Origin of the sequence: Xylophilus ampelinus, assembly GCF_003217575.1 — a bacterium.
In the GTDB taxonomy this organism is placed as follows: domain Bacteria; phylum Pseudomonadota; class Gammaproteobacteria; order Burkholderiales; family Burkholderiaceae_C; genus Xylophilus; species Xylophilus ampelinus.
In genome coordinates this window covers 35,184-58,297 of record NZ_QJTC01000022.1, presented here as the reverse complement: position 1 = coordinate 58,297, position 23,114 = coordinate 35,184, and the positions used below count along the sequence as shown (strand labels likewise).

20 protein-coding genes are annotated in these 23,114 nt (G+C 71.6%); 12 read left to right on the top strand and 8 right to left on the bottom strand.

The window, feature by feature from the left end; all coding sequences use genetic code 11:
• Nucleotides 1-39: 39 nt before the first annotated feature.
• Together DFQ15_RS13600 and dacB are read right to left on the bottom strand one after the other, a co-directional pair.
• Nucleotides 40-1,587 (bottom strand): alpha/beta hydrolase family protein, encoded by a 1,548-nt coding sequence (locus tag DFQ15_RS13600; RefSeq protein ID WP_110466489.1) that lies wholly within the window; start codon nt 1,585-1,587, stop codon nt 40-42.
• A 144-nt stretch (nt 1,588-1,731) separates the two neighbouring features.
• Nucleotides 1,732-3,141 carry a D-alanyl-D-alanine carboxypeptidase/D-alanyl-D-alanine endopeptidase gene (gene dacB, locus DFQ15_RS13595; RefSeq protein ID WP_233504527.1) on the bottom strand — a complete coding sequence of 470 codons (1,410 nt, stop codon included), beginning with the start codon at nt 3,139-3,141 and terminating at the stop codon, nt 1,732-1,734.
• Between the two features lie 252 nt (nt 3,142-3,393).
• On the opposite strand from dacB, the gene tsaB reads away from it, so the two are divergent.
• From tsaB to pyrF, 4 genes are all read left to right on the top strand, one after another.
• Nucleotides 3,394-4,107 carry a tRNA (adenosine(37)-N6)-threonylcarbamoyltransferase complex dimerization subunit type 1 TsaB gene (gene tsaB / locus DFQ15_RS13590; protein ID WP_110466511.1) on the top strand — a complete coding sequence of 238 codons (714 nt, stop codon included), beginning with the start codon at nt 3,394-3,396 and terminating at the stop codon, nt 4,105-4,107.
• Nucleotides 4,104-4,571, top strand: coding sequence for a ribosomal protein S18-alanine N-acetyltransferase (rimI, locus tag DFQ15_RS13585; protein ID WP_110466488.1), 468 nt, complete (start codon nt 4,104-4,106; stop codon nt 4,569-4,571). Before tsaB ends, rimI begins: the two co-directional genes overlap by 4 nt.
• 20 nt (nt 4,572-4,591) lie before the next feature.
• Nucleotides 4,592-5,338 carry a uracil-DNA glycosylase family protein gene (locus DFQ15_RS13580; RefSeq protein WP_110466487.1) on the top strand — a complete coding sequence of 249 codons (747 nt, stop codon included), beginning with the start codon at nt 4,592-4,594 and terminating at the stop codon, nt 5,336-5,338.
• Nucleotides 5,339-5,402: 64 nt separating this feature from the next.
• Complete coding sequence (gene pyrF, locus DFQ15_RS13575; protein WP_110466486.1) at nt 5,403-6,254, top strand: orotidine-5'-phosphate decarboxylase; 852 nt, start codon at nt 5,403-5,405, stop codon at nt 6,252-6,254.
• A gap of 282 nt (nt 6,255-6,536) precedes the next feature.
• Here pyrF and DFQ15_RS13570 read toward each other — a convergent pair whose 3' ends face one another.
• A complete protein-coding gene (locus DFQ15_RS13570) occupies nt 6,537-6,974 on the bottom strand; it encodes an acyl-CoA thioesterase (RefSeq protein ID WP_110466510.1) in 438 nt (145 codons plus the stop codon).
• A gap of 142 nt (nt 6,975-7,116) precedes the next feature.
• Between DFQ15_RS13570 and DFQ15_RS13565 the strand changes: the two genes are divergently transcribed.
• On the top strand, nt 7,117-7,287 hold the full coding sequence (locus tag DFQ15_RS13565) for a hypothetical protein (RefSeq protein WP_233504523.1): 171 nt from the start codon (nt 7,117-7,119) through the stop codon (nt 7,285-7,287).
• Between the two features lie 49 nt (nt 7,288-7,336).
• Here DFQ15_RS13565 and DFQ15_RS13560 read toward each other — a convergent pair whose 3' ends face one another.
• The 4 genes from DFQ15_RS13560 to DFQ15_RS13545 all read right to left on the bottom strand — a co-directional run bounded on the left by DFQ15_RS13560 (nt 7,337) and on the right by DFQ15_RS13545 (nt 11,471).
• A complete protein-coding gene (locus DFQ15_RS13560) occupies nt 7,337-8,377 on the bottom strand; it encodes a TRAP transporter substrate-binding protein (protein WP_233504522.1) in 1,041 nt (346 codons plus the stop codon).
• 94 nt (nt 8,378-8,471) lie between these two features.
• The gene (locus tag DFQ15_RS13555; RefSeq protein WP_110466484.1) at nt 8,472-9,011 is read right to left on the bottom strand and encodes an esterase-like activity of phytase family protein; all 540 of its coding nucleotides are present in this window, start codon (nt 9,009-9,011) and stop codon (nt 8,472-8,474) included.
• A gap of 109 nt (nt 9,012-9,120) precedes the next feature.
• On the bottom strand, nt 9,121-10,485 hold the full coding sequence (locus tag DFQ15_RS13550) for an FAD-dependent oxidoreductase (protein WP_110466483.1): 1,365 nt from the start codon (nt 10,483-10,485) through the stop codon (nt 9,121-9,123).
• Nucleotides 10,482-11,471, bottom strand: a complete 990-nt coding sequence (locus DFQ15_RS13545) for a Bug family tripartite tricarboxylate transporter substrate binding protein (protein ID WP_110466508.1) — start codon at nt 11,469-11,471, stop codon at nt 10,482-10,484. The genes DFQ15_RS13550 and DFQ15_RS13545 overlap by 4 nt, the downstream gene beginning before the upstream one ends.
• Before the next feature lie 374 nt (nt 11,472-11,845).
• Between DFQ15_RS13545 and DFQ15_RS13540 the strand changes: the two genes are divergently transcribed.
• From DFQ15_RS13540 to DFQ15_RS13510, 7 genes are all read left to right on the top strand, one after another.
• A complete protein-coding gene (locus tag DFQ15_RS13540) occupies nt 11,846-12,409 on the top strand; it encodes a pseudouridine synthase (RefSeq protein ID WP_199399885.1) in 564 nt (187 codons plus the stop codon).
• Nucleotides 12,410-12,565: 156 nt separating this feature from the next.
• Entirely contained in the window at nt 12,566-14,086 is a 1,521-nt protein-coding gene (locus DFQ15_RS13535) for a sensor histidine kinase (protein ID WP_110466481.1), read from the top strand.
• Nucleotides 14,071-15,456, top strand: coding sequence for a sigma-54-dependent transcriptional regulator (locus DFQ15_RS13530; RefSeq protein WP_110466480.1), 1,386 nt, complete (start codon nt 14,071-14,073; stop codon nt 15,454-15,456). The genes DFQ15_RS13535 and DFQ15_RS13530 overlap by 16 nt, the downstream gene beginning before the upstream one ends.
• A gap of 237 nt (nt 15,457-15,693) precedes the next feature.
• Nucleotides 15,694-16,857, top strand: coding sequence for an SLC13 family permease (locus DFQ15_RS13525; RefSeq protein ID WP_110466479.1), 1,164 nt, complete (start codon nt 15,694-15,696; stop codon nt 16,855-16,857).
• 144 nt (nt 16,858-17,001) lie between these two features.
• Complete coding sequence (locus tag DFQ15_RS13520) at nt 17,002-17,904, top strand: hypothetical protein (protein WP_199399884.1); 903 nt, start codon at nt 17,002-17,004, stop codon at nt 17,902-17,904.
• An 83-nt stretch (nt 17,905-17,987) separates the two neighbouring features.
• Nucleotides 17,988-18,635 (top strand): hypothetical protein, encoded by a 648-nt coding sequence (locus DFQ15_RS13515; protein WP_233504521.1) that lies wholly within the window; start codon nt 17,988-17,990, stop codon nt 18,633-18,635.
• Nucleotides 18,628-19,953 carry an MFS transporter gene (locus tag DFQ15_RS13510; protein ID WP_233504518.1) on the top strand — a complete coding sequence of 442 codons (1,326 nt, stop codon included), beginning with the start codon at nt 18,628-18,630 and terminating at the stop codon, nt 19,951-19,953. The genes DFQ15_RS13515 and DFQ15_RS13510 overlap by 8 nt, the downstream gene beginning before the upstream one ends.
• A gap of 33 nt (nt 19,954-19,986) precedes the next feature.
• Here the strand turns inward: DFQ15_RS13510 and uvrA are convergent, their stop codons facing one another.
• Nucleotides 19,987-22,980, bottom strand: a complete 2,994-nt coding sequence (gene uvrA / locus DFQ15_RS13505; protein WP_233504526.1) for an excinuclease ABC subunit UvrA — start codon at nt 22,978-22,980, stop codon at nt 19,987-19,989.
• Nucleotides 22,981-23,114: the final 134 nt, after the last annotated feature.

Below are 23,114 nucleotides of genomic sequence, written 5' to 3'. Positions count from 1 at the left end.
TGGGAATGCTCCTGGGGTCGGGTTGCGGGGCGGAGCGGGTCAGACGCCGGCGGCCAGCACCTGCTGGAAGAAGCCGCGGGCGGCCGCGTTGCAGAACGGCGGAACCAGGGAGCCGTGGTAGGCGGTGGTGACGGCGGCAGCCGCGTTGGCGCCGTTGGCGGCGGCGGTGGCCGCCTTGGCCTGGGCGAAGCCCGCCTTGGCCGCGGCGAACGGATCGGCCGCGCCGGTGGCCGCCGTCTCCAGGTCGAGCACCGTCAGTGCGCTGGCCGGCAGGCCGCGGGCGCTGAAGAAGCCGGCCGTGGCGCGGGTGCTTTCGAAGTTCACCGTCGGGTCGTTGGCACCGCCGCAGAAGAAGGTGGGACGGTTCGGCACGAAAGTGCGCAGGTCGTTGGCCACCGCCGCCTTGCGCAATCCAGTGGTCGGTGCGCAAGCCAGCGGCGTGGTGCTGGCGCGCGACGCCGCCGTCGGCGGGAATGCGTTGCCCGGGCATGGGTTGCGCAGCGTGTCGGCGGCATTGGCGGTCAGGAAGGTCTGCGTCAGCAGATTGTTGGCGCCGTAGAACGGCGCGAACGCCGCCGTCGCCGGGCCGGGCACCGCGTTGGCCGGATACAGCGCCAACTGCGGCAGCCGGCCGGTGGAGAACAGGGTGGAGACGGGCGTGGTGCTCGGCAGCAGCGTCTCGATGTTGGTGGCGTACTGCGCCTCGTAGATGTCGCCCGGCGCGCTGTACACGTTGCCGAACTGCTTCTGCCAGCTGGTGGTGATCAGCGGCAGGAGCACGGTGCCGCCGAGCGGTGGCGCGCCCAGGGAGCCGTAGTCGAGCAGCAGGCTGATCGCCGACGGTGCCGACAGCGGTGCGGACGCGGTGACGGTCTGGCCGGCGGCCTGCATCGCGCGCTGGGTGGCCAGGGCCGCGTAGCCGCCTTGCGAATAGCCGGTAATCAGCAGCTTGCCGGAATCGGTCGCGCCGCCGAGAGCCGGCAGCGCCTTGCGGGCGGCGGTCAGCGAGTCGATCATGTCCTTCGATTGCTGGTCGGCGTTCAGGTAGGGGTGGTAGGCCAGCTTCGAGATTTCGTAGCCGGCGTAGTTGGGCGCCACCACGATGAAGCCCTGGGCCGCGTACAGCGCCGCGATCAGCGAGCCTTCGCTCGCGCCGGGGCGGGTGCTGTCGGTGATGTCGGCGATGTTGTAGGCCTTGTCGGTGGTGGTGCCATGGGCGTATAGCACGATCGGGCGGCCGCCGGCGCAGGCCGGGTCGTTGCCGGTCGGGACCATCAGCGCGCCCGAGGCGTTGGTGGCCTCGTCGACGCCGCCGACGGTGCCGTACTGGATGTAGTGAAAGTTGACACCGCACTTCGGCGTGCCGGCCACCTGCAGCAGCTGCTTGCCGGCGGTGGTTTCGTTGAGGCGGGCATTGAACTCTGCTGCGGTCAGCGCGGTGACCCGCAGCGGCGGGTTGAAGGCCAGCGCACCGCGCGCGCCGCTGTTGTCGACCGTCTCGGGACCGCCGCTGTCGGAGCCGCCGCCGCCGCAGGCGACGAGCAGGGCGGCGGCACTGGTGATCGCCAGCAGGTGGTGTGTTTTCATGGGCATTTCCTGGTGGTTGTCGGGATAAAAAGAACGGTCGTTCTATTTAGGGTCGGCCGATAGTAGTCAGGTGTACCCCGCCCCGACACGGGGTTACTACGGAGTGAGGCGGGAAGGCAACGTCCGCAGGCGAGATGCGGGGCGTCACCGCGCCTGCGGCTGGCGGGCCGTCCAGTCCACCAGCGCGTCGAACGCGGGCCGCGCCGCGCCGGCGTTGGGATGGTTGGCGATGGCCACCAGCACGAAGCGCCGGCCGTCGTCGGCATGGACGAAGCCGGCGATCGCCTGCACGTCCCGCAGGCTGCCGGTCTTCAGGTGCGCCGTGCCGGCGCGGGCCTTGCTGCGGCGCAGGGTGCCGTCGATGCCGGTCATCGGCAGCGAGGCCATCAGGTCGGGCATCAGCGGCGAGAGCCAGGCCGTCTGCAGCATCCGCGCCAGCCCCTGGGCGGTGATGCGGGCGTCGCGGCTCAGGCCCGCGCCGTTGTCCGCGGCCGGTGGCGGCTCCGACGCGCCGAAGCGGCTGCGCCACCACTGGTCGACCACCGCCCGCGAACCGTCGAAGCTGCCGGTGCCGCGCGTCTGCAGCGACAGCGTCAGGAAGAGCTGCTGCGCCATCACGTTGTTGCTGAATTTGTTGATGTCGCGCACCACCTCGGGCAGCGGCGGCGACACCACGGTGAAGGCTGGCTGCAGGCCCGCCGGCACCCGGCCGTCGCGCACGTGGCCGGCAAGGCGCCCGCCCATGCTGCGCCAGAGGCCGGCGATCGCGCGGCCGGCGAAGGCGTTGGGGTCCGCATACGCCACCGGCCACTGCTTCTCGCCGCAGCTGGCGGGGTAGCTGCCGGTGAAGCCGATGCGCGCCGGGTCCTGCAGGCCGGCCTGCAGGCCGGTACGCCAATCGCCGCAGGCGGTGCCGGCCGGCGCCAGCGGCACCCGGGCCTGCAGCCGCACGTCGGCCAGCGGCGGGTCGAGCATCACCGTCGCGTTGCCGCCGGCCGCATCGGGCACGAAACCGAGGGTGACCGACTTGAAGTTGACCAGCAGCGCGTCGGGCGCCGCGTTGTACGGCCGGGACGGCTCGCCGTCGAAATCAGCCGGGTTGTGCGGCGGCAGCACGAAGGCGCTGCGGTCGAGCACGATGTCGCCCGCGATGGTGCGCACACCCTGTGCCTGCAGCCGCCGCAGCAGCAGCCAGAGCCGCTCGACCACCAGCTTCGGGTCGCCCTGGCCGCGGATCACCAGGTCGCCCTGCAGCGTGCCGTCGGCGTCGACCGGCCCGCCGAAGTAGACCGGCGTGTTCCAGGTGTAGACCGGCCCCAGCAACTCAAGCCCGGCATAGGTGGTGACCAGCTTCATCACCGAGGCCGGGTTGACCGGCTGGTGCGCCCGGAAATCGATCCGCGGCGCGCCGCCCGAGGCCTCGGCCACCACCACCGACAGCGCCTCCCGCGGCAGCTTGGCGCGCAGCAGGGCGGCATCGACTTCGGGCGGCAATGTTTCGGCCGGCAACGCCTGGGCGACAGCGGCCAAGCTGCCCAGGGCCAGCGTCGCCACCGCGGCGAACGCGCGCAGCCGGCGGAGGGATGGAACGACGTGCGTCCGGGCGAAGCGCGGCGCAGGCAGGGCAGGGAATGGATTCACGTTCGGGCGTTTTCTGGTCTGTAAGGGCGATGGTAGGCGGCCCCGCGACCTGCGGGCGGGCAGATCGGCCGGCCAAAGTTTAGGCGCATGCGGTGCCGACGGCAGGGTGGCCCGCGGGGCCTGGGTGAATTTTCGGAAGCGCCCGCAGGTCCGATAATCCCGGTAATGCAGATTGATTCTTCCGCACCGTTGCTGGCCTTCGACACCAGCACCGACACGCTCTCCGTGGCCCTGCGCCATGCGGGCCGGGTGCAGGTGCACACCGGAGCCGGCGGCGCGCGGGCCTCGGCCACCTTGGTCCCGGTGGCGCGTGCGCTGCTGGAGCAGGCGGGCATCCGCTTCGGTGATCTGGGTGCGATTGTCTTCGGCCGCGGGCCGGGCTCCTTCACCGGCCTGCGCACCGCCTGCGCCGTCGCCCAGGGCCTGGCCTTCGGCGCCCGACCGGGCGGGTTGCCGGTGCTGCCGGTCGATACGCTGCTGGCAGTTGCAGAAGAAGCACGGGCGCGGCACGGCACCCGGCAGGTCGTCGCCGCGATGGACGCCCGCATGGGCGAGGTCTACAGCTGCGCCTACCGCTACGACGCGGCCTCCGGCCGGTGGCAGACCGCCGGCGAACTGAGCGTGGCCGCGCCCGAGAATGTCGCGGTGCCCTCCGGCTGGACCCTGGCCGGCAATGCACGTGCCGCCTATGGCGAGCGCCTGGGGCCGGGCGCCACGTCGGTCGCCGTTCTGCCCACCGCCGAGGCCTTGTTGCGCCTGGCGCCCGTCCTGGTCGCGGCCGGCGGCTTGGTCGCGGCCGCCGATGCGCTGCCGCTCTACATCCGCGACAAGGTCGCCAAGACCACGGCCGAGCGCATGGCCGAAAAGGCGGCGGCGTGAGTGCGCTGCCCCGCTCGCCCGAGGCATGCTTCGCGCCGATCACGCCCGCCACGCTGGATGCGGTGCTGGCGATCGAGCAGCAGGCCTATACCCATCCGTGGACCCGCGGTAATTTTCTCGACTCGCTGCGGGCGGGCTACCAGGCCCGGCAGCTGGTGACGGAGGGAGCGGTGATCGGCTACTTCGTCGCGATGAAGGGGGTCGACGAGGTGCACCTGCTCAACATCACCGTCGCACCCGCCTGCCAGCGGCAGGGCTGGGCACGGGTGCTGCTGGATGCGCTGCGGCTGTGGGCGCGCGGCCAGGGGGCGCTCTGGCTCTGGCTGGAGGTGCGCACCGGCAACCTGCGGGCGCAGTCGGTCTACACCGCGCACGGTTTCCAGCGGGTGGGCCTGCGCAAACGCTACTACCCCGCCGCCGACAACGAGCGCGAGGACGCGGTCGTGATGAGCCAGCGCCTCTGATCCGGCAGGACCGCATCTCCATGGGACTCGACCTCGATCCGCGCCAGCGCGCGATGTTGCAGGAAATGGGCGTCACCGTCTGGCAGCCGGTGCAGCGTGCGCCGGCCGACGTGCCGGCCGATGCGTCCGTGGCACCCCCCGCACCCGCCGCCGCACGCGTGGCGCCGCCACCGCCTGCCCCTGCACCGGCCGGGGTGCCGGTGCCGCAGGTCCCCGTGGCCGCACGGACGCCCGAACGCACCGCCTCGGCGGCCGTGCCGCGGCCCGCCCCCGCCACCCCGCTGCTCGGCCCCTGGCGCGCCCTGCACACGGCCACGGCCGATGTCGGCGACCTGCCGGTCTGGCTGGTGGTGGCCGAATGCCCCGAAGGCGACCTGCTGGCGGGCGATGCGGGCCGGCTGCTCGACAACATGCTGCGCGCCGCGCAACTGCACCGCCAGGCGCGGGTGGTCGGTGCGGTGCTCTCCCGTGGGGGCACCCTGGCGTCGCCCGACGCGGTGCCGGTGGCCGCCGGCCTGCAGCAGGCGCTGGCCGCGCACCGGCCGGCCCTGGTGCTGGCGATGGGCCGGCTGGCGGCGCAGACGCTGCTGGGCCGCGCCGAGCCGCTGGGTCGGCTGCGCGGACAGGTGCACGACCTGCACGGCACGCCGGCGGTCGTCACTTACGACGCGGCCTACCTGCTGCGCGCCCAGGCCGACAAGGCACGCGCCTGGGAGGACCTGTGCCGCGCGCTGGACGCAGTGCCCCCGCCGCCCTCCCCGGTCTGAGCCCGCGGCCCTGCGGGCCTGGCACGGCCGCTGCGTCCAAGGCGCATCCGTAGAATCGCCGCCCATGACTTTTCTCGACATGCTGCGCCGCGCCGAGCGCCAGAACGGCTCGATGCTGTGCATCGGCCTCGACCCCGAGCCTTCCCGTTTCCCGGGTGCCTGGCAGGGCGACGCCGCCCGCATCCACGACTTCTGCGCGGCCATCGTAGAAGCCACCGCCGATCTGGCGATCGCCTTCAAGCCGCAAATCGCCTACTTCGCAGCCCACCGGGCGGAGGACCAGCTGGAGCGGCTGATGGCCACGATGCGCCGGCTGGCGCCCCAGGTGCCGGTGATCCTGGATGCCAAGCGCGGCGACATCGGCTCCACCGCCGAGCAGTACGCCAAGGAGGTCTTCGACCGCTACGGCGCCGACGCGGTCACGCTTTCGCCGTTCATGGGGTTCGACTCGGTCGAGCCCTATCTCCAGCGCGAAGGCAAGGGCGCCTTCCTGCTGTGCCGCACCTCCAACCCCGGCGGCGACGACCTGCAGGCCCAGCGCCTCGCCTCGATCGAGGGCCAACCCCTGCTCTACGAGCACGTGGCGCGCCAGGCCCAGGGGCCGTGGAACCTCAACGGCCAGCTCGGCCTGGTGGTGGGCGCCACCTATCCTGCGGAGATCGAGCGGGTGCGGGCGGTGGCCCCCACGCTGCCGCTGCTGATCCCCGGCGTGGGCGCCCAGGGCGGCGACGCGGTGGCCACGGTGCGGGCCGGCTGGCGGCCCGATGCGCCGATCGTCGTCAATTCGTCGCGCGCCGTCCTGTATGCCAGCAGCGGCGACGACTTCGCCGCCGCGGCCCGGCGCGTCGCCACCGAGACGCGCGACCTGCTGCAGGCGGCCCGGCCCGCGAACCCGATCTTGCCGACATCGCCCTGACCGGCATGCGCTCGTCGCCCGCGACGGATGGGCGGCGTAGTGTGTCGTTTCGGCGGAATTCGGCCGCGCTGATCGGGTTTCCAAACGCAGTAAGACTCTTGCGTTTTTCGACTATTCCCGGAGGATCGCACCGCTGTCGACCAGTACGCTGCGACGCTCGCGCCGGTTCGGCGTGTCGGACGCCGAGCCGGTCGGCATCCTGCCCAACCTGCAGCACTTCGGCGCCGCGGCCGGCCCGGCTGTTCGATCGACCGCGACTCCCCGGGCGGATGCCCCCGCCGGTTAGGGATTCCGGCTGGCTTCCAGGTGCGCGCGGGCGCGCTGGGCCAAGGCCATGTCGCCGGGCGTTTCGGGGTTCCAGGTGTCGACCGGGATCGGACGGCCGTGCGAATCGACCGAGACGAAGACGATCAGGCATTCGGTCGTCTTCTCCATCCGGCCGCTCTTCATGTCGCCGCTGCGCACCTCGACCGCGATGTTCATGCTGGTCTTGCCGGTGTAGGCCATGCGGGCCTCGACCTCGACCAAGTCGCCGATCATGATCGGTCGGTGGAAGCGGATGCTGCCCACCGACACGGTGACGCAGTAGCGCTTGGCCCAGCTGGTGGCGCATGCGTAGCCGGCCTCGTCGATCCACTTCATGACGGTGCCGCCGTGCACTTTTCCGCCGAAATTGACGGCGCTGGGTTCGGCAAGAAAGCGCAGGGTGATGCTGGACATGGCGTCGGATCCGTAGACGGGAAGGTCCGCCATTATTCCCGAGCGGTAGGAAAACGCCGACATGCTTTGGCTCGGCCGTGCGACAGCGGTGCGGCGCGGTGCGGGCCAGCATCCGCGCCACAACAACTGCAAAGGAGTGGCGATGTCGTTCGCGATCTACATGGTGGGGTTCGTGATCTTCCTCGGAGGCCTGATCTGGGGCGCGCTGGCCGCGGGCGTGCCGCACCTCTACATCGGCATCGGCACCCTGGTGCTGCTGGGCCTCGGCATCTTCAGCGGCGTGGGACGCACCCGGAGCAAGGATCCGTCCTGAGGGGCGGTCGGGCAGCGGACGGCTCTAGGCATCCGCTGCGCCCGCGACTTCATGGGACGAGGTAGGGCACCAGAACAGCGCTGGCCTCGTGGCCGACGGACTGCAGCCATTCGCGGGTGGAGCGCTCGCCCAGGCGCTTGAGTTCGGCCTGAAGCTGGGCTGACGGCCTTTCGATCGCCATGCCGTGCGCCTTCAGATCGGCGGCGGCGCTGCTCGTCTGGGACTGGCTCATGGACCAGCCGCGCTCCTCGGCGACCTGCGCCGCTTTTTCCACCGCCACCTGCACGGAAGGTGGCAGGGCGAGGAACGCGCGGCTGGAGACGAACACCGCATTCTTCGGAAAGAACGCATTGATGCGGTAGTAGTTGTGCATACGCGACCAGGCGTGCGTCTCCGAGCCGGTGACGGCGGAGCTGATCATCGCGTCGATGCTGCCCTGCGCCAGTGCGTCGCGCAGATCGACCATGGCGACATCGACCGGCGATGCGCCGACCAATTGCGCAATGCGCAAGGTAGTCGGATCGAAGGTGCGCATGCGGACGCCCTTGAGATCGGCGGTGCTGACGATCGGCTTGTGGGTGTAGAGCCCCTGGGGCGGCCAGGGCACCGCGTAGAGCAGACGCAGGCCGCGCGCGGCGAACTGCCGCTCGAGCAGCGGCCGCTGCGCGGCCCACAGTCGACGCGCATCGTCGTAGCTGCAAACGATGAACGGCACGCCGTCCACGCCCGCGATCGGCACCTGCGGGGCGATCGCGGTCAGGATCGTCTCGCCCGCCTCGATACCGCCCGCCTGCACTGCGGGAAAAATTTCGCGCAGTTTGAAAAGCGCATTGTTGGGATGCACGGTGATTTGGAGTGCGCCCAGGCTCGCACGTTGCACGTCCTCGGCGAACAGCATGAGGTTTCGTGTCTGGAACGACTCGGCGCGGTAGCCGGTGGCGAGGCGCCATGCGATCGGCGCCGGCTGCGCGGGGGCGGACGGCTGGGCCCAGGCCGTCAGGCTCGCCAGCGACGCAAGGATGAGAATTCTGCGAATTAACACGTCGTGTGTACTCCCGGAATGATGAGGTGCCGTGAAATCCGGCCCCAATCCATCGCCGAACCTCTGTGGGGTCGATTATCGTCATGGACCGGGGTGGTTGGAGGCCGGCGCGAGTTGTACTTGCGTAAACACGCGACGTATTCTAGTAGCCGTCGTGGACGCCAGGCAAGCGCTGTCGAGCGGCCTGCGGGTTACCGACCCCGACCCCGATGCGGCGCCTGATTGCTACAAAAATAATAGCCAAAGGTCGTTGTGGAACGGTGGCTGCAAGCCCGATGGGGCATGAGCCGGGCCGGAAAGCCCGGTGCCGGGCCGCTGGCGGCCTACCGCGGCACCACTTCGAAGGCCAGCAGCTGGGTGATCTGGGTGCCTGTGAAATTGTTGTCCGACACCACTGCACCGCCGAGAAGCCGGCGGCGTCGTACCGCAGCCGCGCGGTGTAGAAGCGCGCCGGATTCTTCTCCGAGCGGTCGTCGCTGATCAGTATCCAGGTGCCGCCGGCGATGTCGTAGTCCAGCCCCGACAGCCCGCCGACCCGGGTGCCGCCGACCGTTTGCGCATCGGAGACCGTCTGTTGGCCGATCAGCCGCAGGCCGAAGCTTTGCGGGGTGTCGCCGAAGCCGTCGCCACAGCCGGTGGCCAGCAAGGCGGCGAGGAGGGCGGAGGCAAAAAGGCGGCGCATGGACAGGGCTCGAGGCAAGGCGGAGCCGGGCCCGACGATGGCGTGGCGATAAACCCCTCGCTGTCGGTCCGTGCGATGACAGGACGATGGCAGCGCGCGCGGCCGCCGGTCAATCCGGAATGCAAGCCCCGTCGGCCCGCAACCGCGCTTGCAGCCGCATCACGTCCGTCGCCTGCAGCGGCGCTCCGCCCGCATGCGCCGCCGCCGTGCCGGCCGCCTGGCCCATCACGAAGCAACCGCCGCTGGCCCGCGCCGCCGACTGGCCCTCGTGGGTCATCGACGCGCAGCGGCCTGCGACCAGCAGGTTGTCGATGCCGCGGGGCACCAGCATCCGCCAGGGCAGGTCGTTGTAGGCGCGGCGTTCGTCGCGGGGAAAGCCCCAGTCGATCCGGCCGTCACGGTGCAGCTCCATCGGCCAGGCGTTGATGCCGATCGCGTCGTCGAAGCGGGCCGACGACAGGATGTCCTCGCCGGTGAGGGCGTACAGGCCCTCGATACGGCGCGTTTCGCGGATGCCGATCTGGGCGGCGATGTCGACGATGCGCGCCGTCTCGAAGCCCGGCACCTGCTCGCGCAGGAAGCGGAAGTATTCGACGATCTGCCGCCGGCCTTCCAGTTCGCCGGCGCTGAGTTCGCGCGCATCGACCCCGTTCATCGCATGGCCCGCCGCGTTGCGCACCTGGGTGACGTTGGCGCGCCATTCGCGCGGGTCGATCTGCGGCCGGACGATGGCGCCCTCGCGCGGGAAGCGGTAGCGGCCTGGGTGCGCCGCCTCGGCCCGGGCCATGACGTCGTCGATCGCCTTGAACTCGCCGATCGCGGCCAGCGCCGGCGCCGGCTCGACATGGCCGACGCGGAACATGGTGGTCGGGAACAGGCCGCTGCCATGGCCGTCGCCGACCGCGTACCGCACGCCGGCGAAGGCGGCCACGTCGGCGTCGCCCGAGCAGTCGACGACCGCGTCGGCGCGGATCGCCAGCCGGCCGGATTTGGTCTCGACCACCACCGCGGCGATGCGGTTTCCGTCCTTCAGCACGGCGGCGGCGTGGGCGTGGAACAGCAGCTCGACGCCGGCCGACTGCAGCAGCTGGTCGGCCGCGCACTTGAGGGCCGAGACGTCGTAGGAGCGCACCCGGATGCGGCCCTGCATGCCGTCCTGCGGCGCGTTGAGGCCGCCGAGGGCCTCCAGCCGGGCGAGCAGGTCGTCGGCCACGCCGTGCACCAGCTGGCGCATCTCGCCTTCGTGCCGGCCGTACAGGCCGGCGAAGTTGGTCACGCCGCCGGCGGTGCCCATGCCGCCCAAAAAGCCGTAGGCCTCCACCAGCAGGGTGCGGGCGCCGTGGCGTGCCGCGCTCACCGCGGCGGCCAGGCCGGCCGGGCCGCCACCGACGACCACCACGTCGTATTCGCCGAAGACCGGCAGGCTGCGCGCGGGCTCCTCCATCCACGCCGGCGACGTCGGGGCCGCCGTCATTCGATCCGGATGTTCCGGCTGGCGATGATGTTGTGCATGATGGCGGACTCTTCCTTCACCCGTGCCTGCAGCGCCTGGGCGGACGCGGTGGCCGGTGCGGACCAGCCCTGGTTGAAGAGCTGATGGCGGGTTTCGGGGTTCTGCAGGATGCCGGGCAGCACCTGCGCCAAGCGGGCCTGCGCGGCCTGGCTCAGCGTGGCCGGGCCGACCAGCGCGGTCCAGACCTCGAGCCGGAAATCCTTCACGCCGGCATCGGCCAGCGGCGGCACGTCGGGCGCCAGGGTGCTGCGGCCGCCGGTCACGCCGATCGCCTTCAGCTTGCCGGCCTTGATGTGCGGCAGCGCCACGCCGGGCGGGATCAGCGCCATCTCGACCTGCTGGCCGAGCATCGCGTTCACCACCGCCGGATTGCCCTGGTAAGGCACGTGCACCGCGGTCATGCCGGGCACCTGGGCCTTCAGCAGCTCCATGCCCAGGTGCGCGACCGAGCCGGTGCCGACCGAGCCGTAGTTCCATTTGTCGCCGGCCGCGCGGGCCGCGTCGAAGAAGGCCTTGCCGCCGGGCGCGTCGGGCCTGCCCACCAGGATCAGCGGCGCGGTGCCGACCAGCGTGAGATAGGTGAAATCGGTCGCGGGGTCGTAGGGCAGCCGCGGGAACAGCATCTTGGCCGAGGTCAGGTTGCCGTTGATCACGATGCCCAGCGTGTGGTCGTCGGTCGCCTTGGCGATCAGGTCGGTGGCGATGTTGCCCGAGGCGCCCACCTTGCTCTCGACGATCACCGGCTGGCCGAGCGCGCGCGACAGCGGCTCGGCGATGGCCCGGGCCGCCGCGTCGGGCGAGGAGCCGCCGGGGAATCCGATCAGCAGGCGTACCGGCTTGGTCGGCCAGGCCGGGGGCTGGGCGAAGGCCGGCGCGGCGGCCAGGGTGAGGGCGGCGCAGGCGATGGCGCCGAGCCAGGCGCGTTTGGGCAGGGAAGGCGAAGGCATGGGGTCGGTTTTCTCCGGATCGGTTCGTTGTGTCAGTCGGGGGTGCGCCACGGCCGGCTGCACGGTGGGGGCGCCAGGGCCGGGCAGCGCATCGTAATGACTTCGGCGCGGCCGGGCCGCTGCGGCCGAACTGCGGAAGTAACCGTGCGGGCGCAGGCCGGCGGTGTCGTGGGCGTTCATGCGACGGGGGCTGCGGTCTGCAGCGAGGCGAAGGAGGAAGCGAGGGGCGGATGCGAGAGGTTCATGCGTGTCTACGGGAAAAGGCAAATCTACAGCGTGCGCGGCGAGGCGACCGCGACAGCGCGTGACGCGCTTCGCGCGGCAGGTTCCCCGGCGAGATGCATGTCTGCCGTGGTGCGAGTATCGTTTCGGCCATGCCCACCCCTGTCCCACCCCGCCTGATCCGCTTCCACAAGCCCTACGGCGTGCTCAGCCAGTTCACCGGCGAGGGCCGCTGGCGCGGGCTCAAGGGCTTCATCGACCTGCCCGGCGTGCATGCCGCCGGCCGGCTCGACGCCGACAGCGAAGGCCTGCTGCTGCTGACCGGAGACGGCGGGTTGCAGGCCCGCATCGCCGATCCGCGCTTCAAGACGGAGAAGACCTACTGGGTGCAGGTGGAGGGCGAGCCGACGGCCGCCGCGCTGCAGGCGCTGTGCGACGGCGTGGTGCTCAACGACGGCCCCACGCGGCCGGCGCGTGCCGAACGGCTCGATGGCCCGCCCGACCTGCCCGCACGCTACCCGCCGATCCGGGTGCGGCAGCGCATCCCCACTGCCTGGATCGCGCTCTCGATCCGTGAAGGCCGCAACCGCCAGGTGCGCCGCATGACGGCGGCGGTGGGCTTGCCCACGCTGCGGCTGGTGCGCGCCGCTGTCGGCCCGTACACCCTCGACGGCCTGGCGCCGGGCTGCTGGGAGGCGGTGGACGTCGTCGACTGAAGGCCGTCGCCGCATCGGCCCCGTCACGCCCATGCGGCGTTAGTTTTTCACCTGGGTCCGGATGGCCGCGCAGCGTCGGTGCGGCGTGCGTCAACCGGTTACGTGCCCGGTCCGGGCCGCCATGACACTGGCCGCCTTCGCCCTCCACCGCCCACCATGAGATCGCTCCGCAGCCAGTTGATTTTCTTTTGGGTAATACTGTTCGCCATCTGCGCCACCCTGGCGGTGGTGATGGTGTCGGTCTATCGCGGCAGTGCCGGTGCGCAGCTGGCTGCCGGCCGCACGGCGGTGGAGCGCGCGTGCGGCGCCATCGCGGCGCGCTATGCACGCTCGGTGCCGCAGCCGCAGCCGCCGCAACCGCAGATCGACCTGCTGCAGGTCCTGCTGCAGCTGGTGCTGGTGGAGGCGCCGCACGTCGAGGGCGGCATCTGGCAAGGCAAGGGCGGGTTCCTCGCCTACGCCTATCCCACCTACGAGGGCAGCGGCGTGAAACGCGACATTCCGGCCGCCGAGCAGCCGCTGCTTCTGGAGATAGCCGCGCTGGCCGCCCGTACCCGCCAGGTGCAGACCGACGTGGTGCGCGGCAGCCGCGAGGCCATGATCGTCACCGCCTGCCCGCTGGCGTCGCCCGACGGCGACTTGGTCGCCTGGACCATGACCCGCACCCATGCCGGCGCCTTGGCGGCCGAGAACAGCCTGCGCGTCGGCCTGGGGATGCTGCTGGTGGCGGTGGTGGCGTCGGGCGGCTGGCTGGGGTTGATCCTGCTGCGCGGCCTGCGGGCGGTGCAGCGGCTCGAGACGCGCCTGGCCGCGGCCGAGGGCGACGCTGTGCCGGTGCTGGAGCCGACCGGCGTGCGCGAGATCGACCGCATCGTCGACGGCTTCAACCGCTACCGCCTGCGCTTCGAGGAGACCCGGGTCCAGCTGCGGGCCGCGGCCCAGCAGCGCAGCCGCGACCAGCGCCTGGCCGCGCTCGGCCGCATGACCGGCGGCCTGGCCCACGAGATCCGCAACCCGATCGCCGCGATGCGCCTGAAGGCCGAGAACGCGCTGGCGGCCGCGCCCGATCGCCAGCCCGCCGCGTTGCGCGCGATCGTCGGCCAGATCGACCGGCTCGAAGGCCTGGTGCAGAGCCTGCTGGCGCTGGTGCAGCCGCTGCACCTGGCCCCGCAGCGGATCGACCTGCCGGCCTGGCTGCAGGAGCGGCTGGACGCCGTGGCACCGCGCGCCGCCGAGCGCGGCGTGGCGCTGGCGCTGCGGCCCGGCGCGCCCGGCCATGCGGTGTTCGACCCGCAGCACCTGGCGCGCGCCATCGACAATTTGCTCGACAACGCGGTGCGCCATGCGCGGCAGGGCGGCACGGTAGCGCTGGGCGCAGCGGTGGAGCCCGCCGACCGGCTGGTACTGCAAGTGGACGACGACGGCCCGGGCGTCCCCGAGGCGCTGCAGGCCCGGCTCTTCGAGCCCTTCGCCACCGGCCGCGCCGACGGCACCGGCCTCGGCCTGGCGCTGACCCGCGAGGTGGCGCTGGCCCACGGCGGCGACCTGCAGCACGTGCCGCTGGGCGGCGCCGCCGCCATCGCCGCCTCCGATTCCCCCACCGCCGACGGCGCGGATGCCGCCCTGCCGCCCCGCGGTACCCGCTTCGCACTGGAACTGCCATGGCACGCCTCCTGATCGTCGACGACGACGATGCCTTCCGCGAGACCCTGGCCGAGACGCTGGAGGGCCTGGACCACACGGTGGACCGGGCCGCCAGCGGCGCGGAGGCGCTGGAGCGCATGCCGCGCCAGCGCTACGACGCGGTCTTCCTCGACCACCGCATGCCCGGCATGGACGGCCTGCAGACCCTGGCCGCGCTGCAGGCCCGGCTGACCCGCCTGCCGCCGGTGGTGGTGCTGACGGCCTACGCCAGCGGCGCCAACACGATCGAGGCGATGCGCCTCGGAGCCTTCGACCATCTGGCCAAGCCGATCGGGCGCGACGCGGTGATCGAGGTGCTGGCCCGTGCGCTGCGCCAGGAGAAGGCCTGCCCCGGCACGGCACGCCCGGCCGTGGGCGAAGAGGCCGAGGACGAGGGCTCGCTCGTCGGCCTCAGCCAGGCGATGCGGGAAGTGCACAAGCGCATCGGCCTGGCGGCGGCCAGCGCGGTGCCGGTGCTGGTACTGGGGGAGACCGGCACCGGCAAGGACATGGTGGCCCGCGCATTGCACCGCCATTCCGACCGGGCCGACGCGCCCTTCGTCGCGATCAACTGCGCGGCCATCCCGCCCGAGCTGCTGGAGAGCGAACTGTTCGGCCATGTGCGCGGCGCCTTCACCGGCGCCACCGGCGACCGGCCGGGGTGTTTTCGCGCAGCCGACCGCGGGGTGCTGCTGCTCGACGAGATCGGCGACATGGCGCTGCCGGTGCAGGCCAAGATCCTGCGGGTGCTCCAGCAGGGCGAGGTGACGCCGCTCGGCAGCCACCGCACGGTGAAGGTGGACGTGCGGGTGGTCGCCGCCACCCACCACGACCTGGCCGCCGCGGTGCGGGCCGGGCGCTTCCGCGAAGACCTGTACTACCGGCTCGACGTGCTCTCGATCCGGGTGCCGCCGCTGCGCGAGCGCCTGGCCGACATCGTGCCGCTGGCCGAGCATTTCCTGCGCCGCGCGGCCGGCGCCGCAGCGCCCAAGGCACTCTCCTCCGACGCGGCGCAGGCCCTGCTCCAGTACCGCTGGCCGGGCAACGTGCGGGAGCTGCGCAACCGGATGGAGCGCTGCCAGGCGCTGGTACGCCATCCGGTGATCGGCGCGGCCGACCTGCAGGGCGATCTGGCGCAGGCGGACCCGGCGGTCGATGCCGGCGGCAGCGGCGCGGATGCGGTGGCGGCGTTGCCGCCCGAATGGTTCGATGCCGAACTGCCGGTGGCCGTGGAGCGATTGGAGCGGCTGATGGTCGAGCGGGCCCTGGCACGCGCCCAGGGCAACCGGGCCGAGGCCGCGCGCCGACTCGGCATCCACCGCCAGCTCCTGTACCGCAAGCTGGCGCAGTACGGGCTGGAATAGCCGGACGGGCGGCAGGCCGCGCGAGCGGTTCGGCCCGGTGCTCCATCGACCCCTGCGATGCTGCCGCCTGTCCCGGCAGCGGACACCTCCTGTCCGCATTGCATCCACCCCAATCCCACGCGCAGCCGGCGCCGCCCGGCCATTCCCCGGTGTCGGCCTACGGGCACGGCTCTTGAGTGCCACCACACTTCGTGCGCGCCGCAGGGCGTGCCCCGTCGTTCCGTTTTTCTCTTTCCCATGACCGATTCTTCCGTCCGTCCCGCTGCCTCCTCCACCGCCGGATCGGCATCCACCACTGCATCGTCCGAGGATGCGCCCGCGGGCGGCAACGGCCTGCTCTGGGTGCTGCTCGCGGTGGCCGGCCTGTTCGTGGTGCTGCGGCCCCGCGCGCCGATGGACTACCTGCACCTCGTCGACTGGCAGACGGTGGGCGCGCTGGCCGGCCTGCTGGCGATCACCCAGGGCGTGGAGAAGAGCGGCATGCTGCAGGCGACCGCGCAGCGGCTGCTCGGCCGCATGACCGACCTGCGCAGCCTGGCCCTGCTGCTGACGGCCGGCGCCGCCGTGCTGTCGGCCCTGGTGACCAACGACGTGAGCCTGTTCCTGCTGGTGCCGCTGACCCGGGTGCTGGCCACGCAGGCCGACCTGCCGCTGGCCCGGCTGGTGGTGCTGCAGGCGCTGGCGGTGAACGCCGGCTCGGCCCTCACGCCCATCGGCAATCCGCAGAACCTGTACCTGTGGCACCGCTCGGGCGACAGCTTCCTGGGCTTCATGGGGATGATGGCGCCCACCGTCGCGATCATGCTGTTCTGGCTGTTCGTCGCGGTCTGGGTGCTGGTACCCCGCACCGCCATCGCGCTGCGGCCGGCCGGCGAGGCGCCCGCGGTGCAACCGCGCATGCTCGCCCTGGCCGGCGTACTGTTCGTCGCCTTCGTGGTGGCGCTGGAGCGGCACTGGCTGCCGGCCGGCCTCGGGCTGGTGTTCGGCGCTTTCCTGGTGTTCTACCCGCGGGTGCTGAAGGGGGTCGACTGGGCGCTGCTCGCCATCATCGCGCTGATGTTCGTGGACCTGCGCCAGCTCGCCGAATTGCCCGCGGTGGCCGATTTGCTCGAGCATGCTCCGATCGCCGAGGGCTGGCGCGCCTACCTGGCGGCCATCGTCGCCTCGCAGTTCATCAGCAACGTGCCGGCCGCGATCCTGCTCGACGGCCCGGTGCGCGACCTGCCGGCTCTGGCGGCCGGGGTGAGCGTCGGCGGCTTCGGCTGCGTGCTGGGATCGCTCGCCAACCTGATCGCGCTGCGGCTGGCCCGGCTGCCCCACGGGCTGCGCGAGTTCCACGCGCTCAGCGTTCCGTTCCTGCTGGTGTGCGCCGTGTCTGCGGTGCTGCTGCGGCTGGGATGAGCGCTGTCTTCAAAGCGGACGCAGCGGTGTCCTCCGGACATGCACGGGGCTTGCAGGGAACGCCGCAAGTCGTTGATTCGCAAGGGCCGCAAGGCTGGCACGTGTTGTGAGTGGCATTCGATAGCTTATTTTGTGGAGAGCCCCATGCGATTCCGATTCCGTCCCGTGGCGCTGTGCGCTTCCGTTCTCGTGATGGCGACGGCATGCGCCCAGTTGCCACCGCCGCCGTTGGCACCCAACGGCGCACCGCCTGCGCCTGCCGGCGCGCTGCCGCCACCTGCCGGCGTGCCGCCGGTTCCCGGCATGGCGCCTACGCCTCCGGATGCAGGGGCCGACGCCATGTCGCCGGTGACCTCGGGCCGTTTGCAGCGCTGGCTGGTCACCCCCAACGGCACGGTGGACGGCTTCCTGCTGTCCGACGGCACGCAGGTGAATGTCCCGCCGCACCTCTCCGCCACGCTGCTGCAGTCCGCCAGGACCGGCGACACGGTGCAGGTGTCCGGCTGGCGCACGCCCCAGGTGCCGGTGCTGCGCGCCACCCGCCTGGCGGTCGGTGGCCGCACGATCGAAGACACGCCGCCGGCCGTCGGCATGCCGCCTCCGGTGCCGCCCGAGGCCGGCGCACTGGCGGCGCTCAGCGCCAGCGGGCGGGTCGAGCGCCTGCTCTACGCACCGCGCGGCGAACCGAACGGCGTGCTGCTGGACAACGGCAGCATCGTGCGGTTCCCGCCGCATGTCGGCATGGCGATGGGTGCGTCGCTCCAGCCGGGCAGCACGGTCTTCGCCCGCGGCTGGGGCAGCCGGTCGGCGCAAGGCACGGCCCTCGAAGCCACGGCCCTCGGCCCGACGGCCGAGACGGCGCGCGAACTCTTCGCGGGTCCCGGTGTCGAGCCGCCGGTCGCCGGTCCTCGCGATGCGCGTGGCCCTCGCGGCCCGCGCGATCCCGGTCCCGTCGGTGCCGCGGGAATGCCGCCCCCGCCGGTCGGCGGTGCGCCAGCGGTGCCCCCCGTCGGCGATGCGCCCCCACCCCCACGGCCCGCATCCTGAGCCATGCCCCGCGCCGTGCAACCCCGGCGCGGACCTTCGACGCCTTTCCGCTCCCTTTCTTTTCATTTCATACGAGGATTTCCATGAACGCTCATTCCGCCGCTACCGCTACTGCCAACGCCCACACGGATACCGAAGCCAAGGCCAACGACAAGGCCAAGGCTCCCGCGAAGGACGATGCCAAGAAGGCCGCCCCCGCCGAAATCGACGTCTGGTCCGTAGAGGGCACCTTCCAGCACCTGGTCTACAGTCCGAAGGGCACCGTCGAAGGATTGGTCATCGAGACCGACGGCGCGCCGGCGCAGTTCGTCTGCGACGGTCACGACCCGGCCGCTTCGGCAGGCCTGGGCGAGCTGAAAACCGGCCAGGCCGTGGTGCTCGAAGGCACCGCGGCCGAGCCCTCGCCCAAGGGCAAGCCGGCCCACGAGGTCTACCGACTGGAGCGCCTGGTGTCGGTGGACGGCAAGCCCGTCGCACCGGCCCACAAGCCGGCCGACGTGTCGGGCACGGTGGTGCGCTTCAACTATGCCAAGCACGGCGCGCCGAACGGCGTGGTGCTCGACAGCGGCGACTTCGTGCACACCAAGCCCGACGGCCTGGAGCGGCTCGGCCTGAAGCTGGGCGACACCGTCAAGGCCGAGGGCGACGCGCGTCCGCTGGCCGGCGGCGCCGGCCGGGTGGTCGATGCCCGTACCGTCAACGGCAAGCCGGTGGCGGCGCCCCGTGGCTGACGCCGCCGTCGCGATGCCCGGCCGGCCCGCGCCGGCCGGTGCTTCCACCGGCAACGCCGGCGGATCTGCCGGCGGCGCGGCCCTGCCGCGGTCGCTGATGGCCCTCACGCTGCTGGCCTTCTTCATGGCCGACGTGCGCGACGGCCTGGGGCCTTTCCTGACCACCTATCTCCAGGAACACAAGGTGCAGCAGGAGCTGATCGGCTACACCATGACCGCCGGCGGCCTGGCCGCGGTGGCGATGACGCCGGTGGCCGGCGCCTGGGTCGACCGCTCCACCGCCGAGCGCACGATGACGGTGGCGGCGGCGCTGGCGATCCTGGCCGCCAGCGCGCTGGCGTTCTCCACGCTCGACGGCCGCTGGCTGATCGCTTCGCAGGTGGTGACCGGCGTGGCCGGCGCGCTGCTGGCGGCGACGATGGCGGCACTCACCCTGGGCCTGGCCCGCGCGTCGGGCTTCAAGCACCAGACCGGCCGCAACGAAGCCTGGAGCCATGCCGGCAACATGGTGTCGGCCATCGGCGCAGGGCTGGTGGCGCACCTGCTGGGCGCCCCGTGGATGCTGACCGTGATGGGCACGATGACGGTCGGCGCGGTGCTGGCGGTGTTGTCGATCCGAGCTGCCGACATCGACCACCAGGCTGCGCGCGGCTGCGAATCAGCCGAGGCGGTGGGCGAATCGGTCGAGCGCGACGGCAACGGCGGCTGGAGCGCGCTGCTGGCCAACAAGCCGCTGCTGTTGTTCGGCATCACCTGCCTGTTCTTCCACCTGGGCAATGCCGCGATGCTGCCGCTGCTCAACCAGCGCCTGGCCGCCACCGTCGCCGATTCGGCGCCGCTGCTCTGGACGGGCATCGCGATCGTGGTGGCGCAGGTCACGATGATCCCGGTGGCGCTGTGGGTGTCGCGCAGCAAGCGCTTCGACGTGGCGTGGTTCGTCTACGCCGCGATCCTGGTGCTGCCGGTGCGCGGCGCGCTCGCCTACCTGATCGCCGCCGACTGGGGCAACGTGCCGGTGCAGATCCTCGACGGCCTGGCCGCCGGGGCGCTGGGCGTGGCCACGCCGCTGCTGGTGCAGCGCTTCACGCAGGGCAGTGGCCGGTTCAACACCGCGCTGGGCTTCGTGATGACGCTGCAGGGCGTCGGTGCGGCGCTGAGTCCGACGCTGGCCAACTCGGTGGTCGGCGCCGACCAGCGCTTCGGCCTGGCCTTCATGGTGCTGTCGCTCGCCGCGCTGGTGGCGCTGCCCATGTTCTGGTGGGTGCAGCGGCACGCACCGGCGGTGCAGGACGCGCCGGGCCGGCTGCTACAAAAATAATAGCTGGAAGCCGGCCAACAGCGCCGGCTTCGGCTACTTTTCTTGCAAATACCGCTGCAGGTAGCGGCCGGTGTGGCTTGCCGGGTTGGCGGCGATGTCCTCGGGCGTGCCTTCGCCCACCACCAAACCGCCACCGGCGCCGCCTTCGGGGCCCATGTCGACCACCCAGTCGGCGGTCTTGATCACGTCGAGGTTGTGCTCGATCACCACGATGGTGTTGCCCGCGTCGCGCAGCTGGTGCAGCACCCGCAGCAACAGGTCGATGTCGGCGAAGTGCAGGCCGGTGGTCGGCTCGTCGAGGATGTAGAGGGTGCGGCCGGTGTCGCGCTTGCTGAGTTCCAGCGCCAGCTTCACCCGCTGCGCCTCGCCACCCGAGAGGGTGGTGGCGGCCTGGCCCAACGTGATGTACGACAGGCCCACGTCCAGCAGCGTCTGCAGCTTGCGGGCGATGGTGGGCACCGCGCCGAAGAAGGTGTTGGCGGCCTCCACCGTCATGCCCAGCACCTGTGCGATGTTGCGGCCCTTGTACTGGACCTCCAGCGTCTCGCGGTTGTAGCGGGCGCCGTGGCAGACGTCGCAGGGTACGTACACGTCCGGCAGGAAGTGCATCTCCACCTTCACCATGCCGTCGCCCTGGCAGGCCTCGCAGCGGCCGCCGGCGATGTTGAAGGAAAAGCGGCCCGGGCCGTAGCCGCGCTCGCGGGCGGTGGGCACTTCGGCGAACAGCTCGCGGATGGGGGTGAACAGGCCGGTGTAGGTGGCGGGGTTGCTGCGTGGCGTGCGGCCGATCGGCGACTGGTCGACGTTGATGACCTTGTCGAAGTACTCCATGCCCTCGATCGCGTCGTGCTCGGCCGGCTCGTCGTGAGCGCGGTAGAGCTGGCGCGCCACCGCGGCGTAGAGCGTGTCGTTGACCAGGGTGCTCTTGCCCGAGCCCGACACGCCGGTCACGCAGGTGAGCAGGCCCACCGGAAACTCGACGCTCACGCCGCGCAGGTTGTGGCCGGTGGCGTTCACCACCCGCAGCGCCTGCAGCGTGCCCTGCGTCGCCTGGTGGGCGGCCTGGCGCTCGGCCCAGGCCACGGCGGCGGCGCTGGCGCGGCCGGTCTTCTTGGCGACCTTGGCCTCGGCCTTGGTACCGCTCTGCAGCACCGGCAGCCAGGCGGTGCGGTGGGCGGGCACCTCGATCCGTTTGGTGCCCGCCATGTACTGGCCGGTGAGCGAGTCGGGGTTGGCCTGCAGCTCTTCGCAGGTGCCTTGGGCCATCACCCGGCCGCCGTGCACGCCGGCGCCGGGGCCCATGTCTACACAATAGTCGGCGGCGCGGATCATGTCCTCGTCGTGCTCGACCACGATCACGCTGTTGCCGATGTCGCGCAGGTGGCGCAGCGTGTCGATCAGCCGGTCGTTGTCGCGCTGGTGCAGGCCGATGCTGGGCTCGTCGAGCACGTACATGACGCCTGTCAGGCCCGAGCCGATCTGGCTGGCCAGCCGGATGCGCTGCGCCTCGCCGCCCGAGAGGGTCTCCGCGCTGCGGTCGAGGCTCAGGTAGTTGAGGCCCACGTCGTTCAGGAACTTGAGCCGCAGCCCGATCTCGCGGACGATCTTGTCGGCGATCTCGGCCTTGGCACCGGTGAGCGTCAGGCCGCCGAAGTAGGCCTGGCTGTCGCGCAGCGTCATGTGGCTCACCGTCTGGATCGGCAGGGCCTCGGGGCCTTCGCCCAGCCGCACGTGGCGCGCTTCCAGGCGCAGCCGGGCGCCGTGGCAGGCGGGGCAGGGCTGTGTGCTGCGGTAGCGGGCCAGTTCCTCGCGCACCACCGTCGAATCGGTCTCGCGGTAGCGGCGCTGCATGTTGGGGATCACGCCCTCGAACGGGTGCTTCCTGCTGAGCTTCTTGCCGCTCTGCGGGCCCGATTCCAGGGTGTAGCTGAATTTGATGTCCTCGGTGCCCGAGCCGTGCAGCACCACCTGGCGCACCGCCGCCGGAAGCTCTTCGAAGGCGGTGTCGAGCGCTAAGCCGTAGTGGGCGGCCAGGCTCTCCAGCATCGCGAAGTAGAAGGCGTTGCGCCGGTCCCAGCCCTTGATGGCGCCGGCGGCCAGGCTCAACGTCGGAAAGGCGACGACCCGTGCCGGGTCGAAGACTTCCTGCAGGCCCAGGCCGTCGCAGGCCGGGCAGGCGCCCACCGGCGAGTTGAAGGAGAAGAGCCGCGGCTCCAGCTCGGCCAGCGACCAGGCGCAGACGGGGCAGGCGAAGCGGGCGTTGAAGAGATGCTCGACGCCGGTGTCCATCTCCAGCGCCACCACGCGGCCGGCGCCCTCGGCGCCGCCCACCCGCAGCGCGGCCTCGAAGCTCTCGGCCAGGCGTTGCTGCATGTCGGGCCGCACCTTGATCCGGTCGATCACCACGTCGATGTCGTGCTTCTCGGTCTTCTTGAGCACCGGCAGGTTCTCGTGCTCGTAGACGCTACCGTCGACCCGGAAGCGGACGTAGCCGCCGGCCTGCATCTCGGTGAACAGCTCGGCGAACTCGCCCTTGCGGGCCCGGGCCATCGGGCACAGGATCATCAGCCTGGTGTCCTGCGGCAGGGCCAGCACGCTGTCGACCATCTGCGAGACGGTCTGCGATTGCAGCGGCACGCCGTGTTCGGGGCAGTGCGGCGTGCCGGCGCGGGCATACAGCAGGCGCAGGTAGTCGTGGATCTCGGTCACGGTGCCGACGGTCGAGCGCGGGTTGTGGCTGGTGGCCTTCTGCTCGATGCTGATCGCGGGCGACAGGCCCTCGATGACGTCCACGTCGGGCTTGTCCATCAGCTGCAGGAACTGCCGCGCATAGGCCGAGAGGCTCTCGACGTAGCGGCGCTGGCCTTCTGCGTACAGCGTGTCGAAGGCGAGGCTCGACTTGCCCGAGCCCGACAGCCCGGTGATCACCACGAGCTGGTGACGCGGGATGTCGAGGTCGATGTTCTTCAGGTTGTGGGTGCGCGCACCGCGGATGCTGATGCGCTGCTCGCGCAGTACCCGTGCCAGGTGACGGCCTTCGTCCCCGGGCGCGGTGGCCGCGGCCCGCGGCTGCGGCGGCGCGTCGTGTCGTGCGGAAGTCAAGGTAGGTGCGCCCGAAAAAGTAAACCGACCATGATAGGGGCTCGGGCCTTCGCCGGCAC

Coding starts and splice junctions, on each gene's coding strand:
- DFQ15_RS13600 (WP_110466489.1), bottom strand. CDS start 1,587: ATGAAAACACACCACCTGCTGGCGATCACCAGTGCCGCCGCCCTGCTC.
- tsaB (WP_110466511.1), top strand. CDS start 3,394: ATGCAGATTGATTCTTCCGCACCGTTGCTGGCCTTCGACACCAGCACC.
- DFQ15_RS13580 (WP_110466487.1), top strand. CDS start 4,592: ATGGGACTCGACCTCGATCCGCGCCAGCGCGCGATGTTGCAGGAAATG.
- pyrF (WP_110466486.1), top strand. CDS start 5,403: ATGACTTTTCTCGACATGCTGCGCCGCGCCGAGCGCCAGAACGGCTCG.
- DFQ15_RS13570 (WP_110466510.1), bottom strand. CDS start 6,974: ATGTCCAGCATCACCCTGCGCTTTCTTGCCGAACCCAGCGCCGTCAAT.
- DFQ15_RS13565 (WP_233504523.1), top strand. CDS start 7,117: ATGTCGTTCGCGATCTACATGGTGGGGTTCGTGATCTTCCTCGGAGGC.
- DFQ15_RS13555 (WP_110466484.1), bottom strand. CDS start 9,011: ATGCGCCGCCTTTTTGCCTCCGCCCTCCTCGCCGCCTTGCTGGCCACC.
- DFQ15_RS13550 (WP_110466483.1), bottom strand. CDS start 10,485: ATGACGGCGGCCCCGACGTCGCCGGCGTGGATGGAGGAGCCCGCGCGC.
- DFQ15_RS13545 (WP_110466508.1), bottom strand. CDS start 11,471: ATGCCTTCGCCTTCCCTGCCCAAACGCGCCTGGCTCGGCGCCATCGCC.
- DFQ15_RS13540 (WP_199399885.1), top strand. CDS start 11,846: ATGCCCACCCCTGTCCCACCCCGCCTGATCCGCTTCCACAAGCCCTAC.
- DFQ15_RS13535 (WP_110466481.1), top strand. CDS start 12,566: ATGAGATCGCTCCGCAGCCAGTTGATTTTCTTTTGGGTAATACTGTTC.
- DFQ15_RS13530 (WP_110466480.1), top strand. CDS start 14,071: ATGGCACGCCTCCTGATCGTCGACGACGACGATGCCTTCCGCGAGACC.
- DFQ15_RS13525 (WP_110466479.1), top strand. CDS start 15,694: ATGACCGATTCTTCCGTCCGTCCCGCTGCCTCCTCCACCGCCGGATCG.
- DFQ15_RS13520 (WP_199399884.1), top strand. CDS start 17,002: ATGCGATTCCGATTCCGTCCCGTGGCGCTGTGCGCTTCCGTTCTCGTG.
- DFQ15_RS13515 (WP_233504521.1), top strand. CDS start 17,988: ATGAACGCTCATTCCGCCGCTACCGCTACTGCCAACGCCCACACGGAT.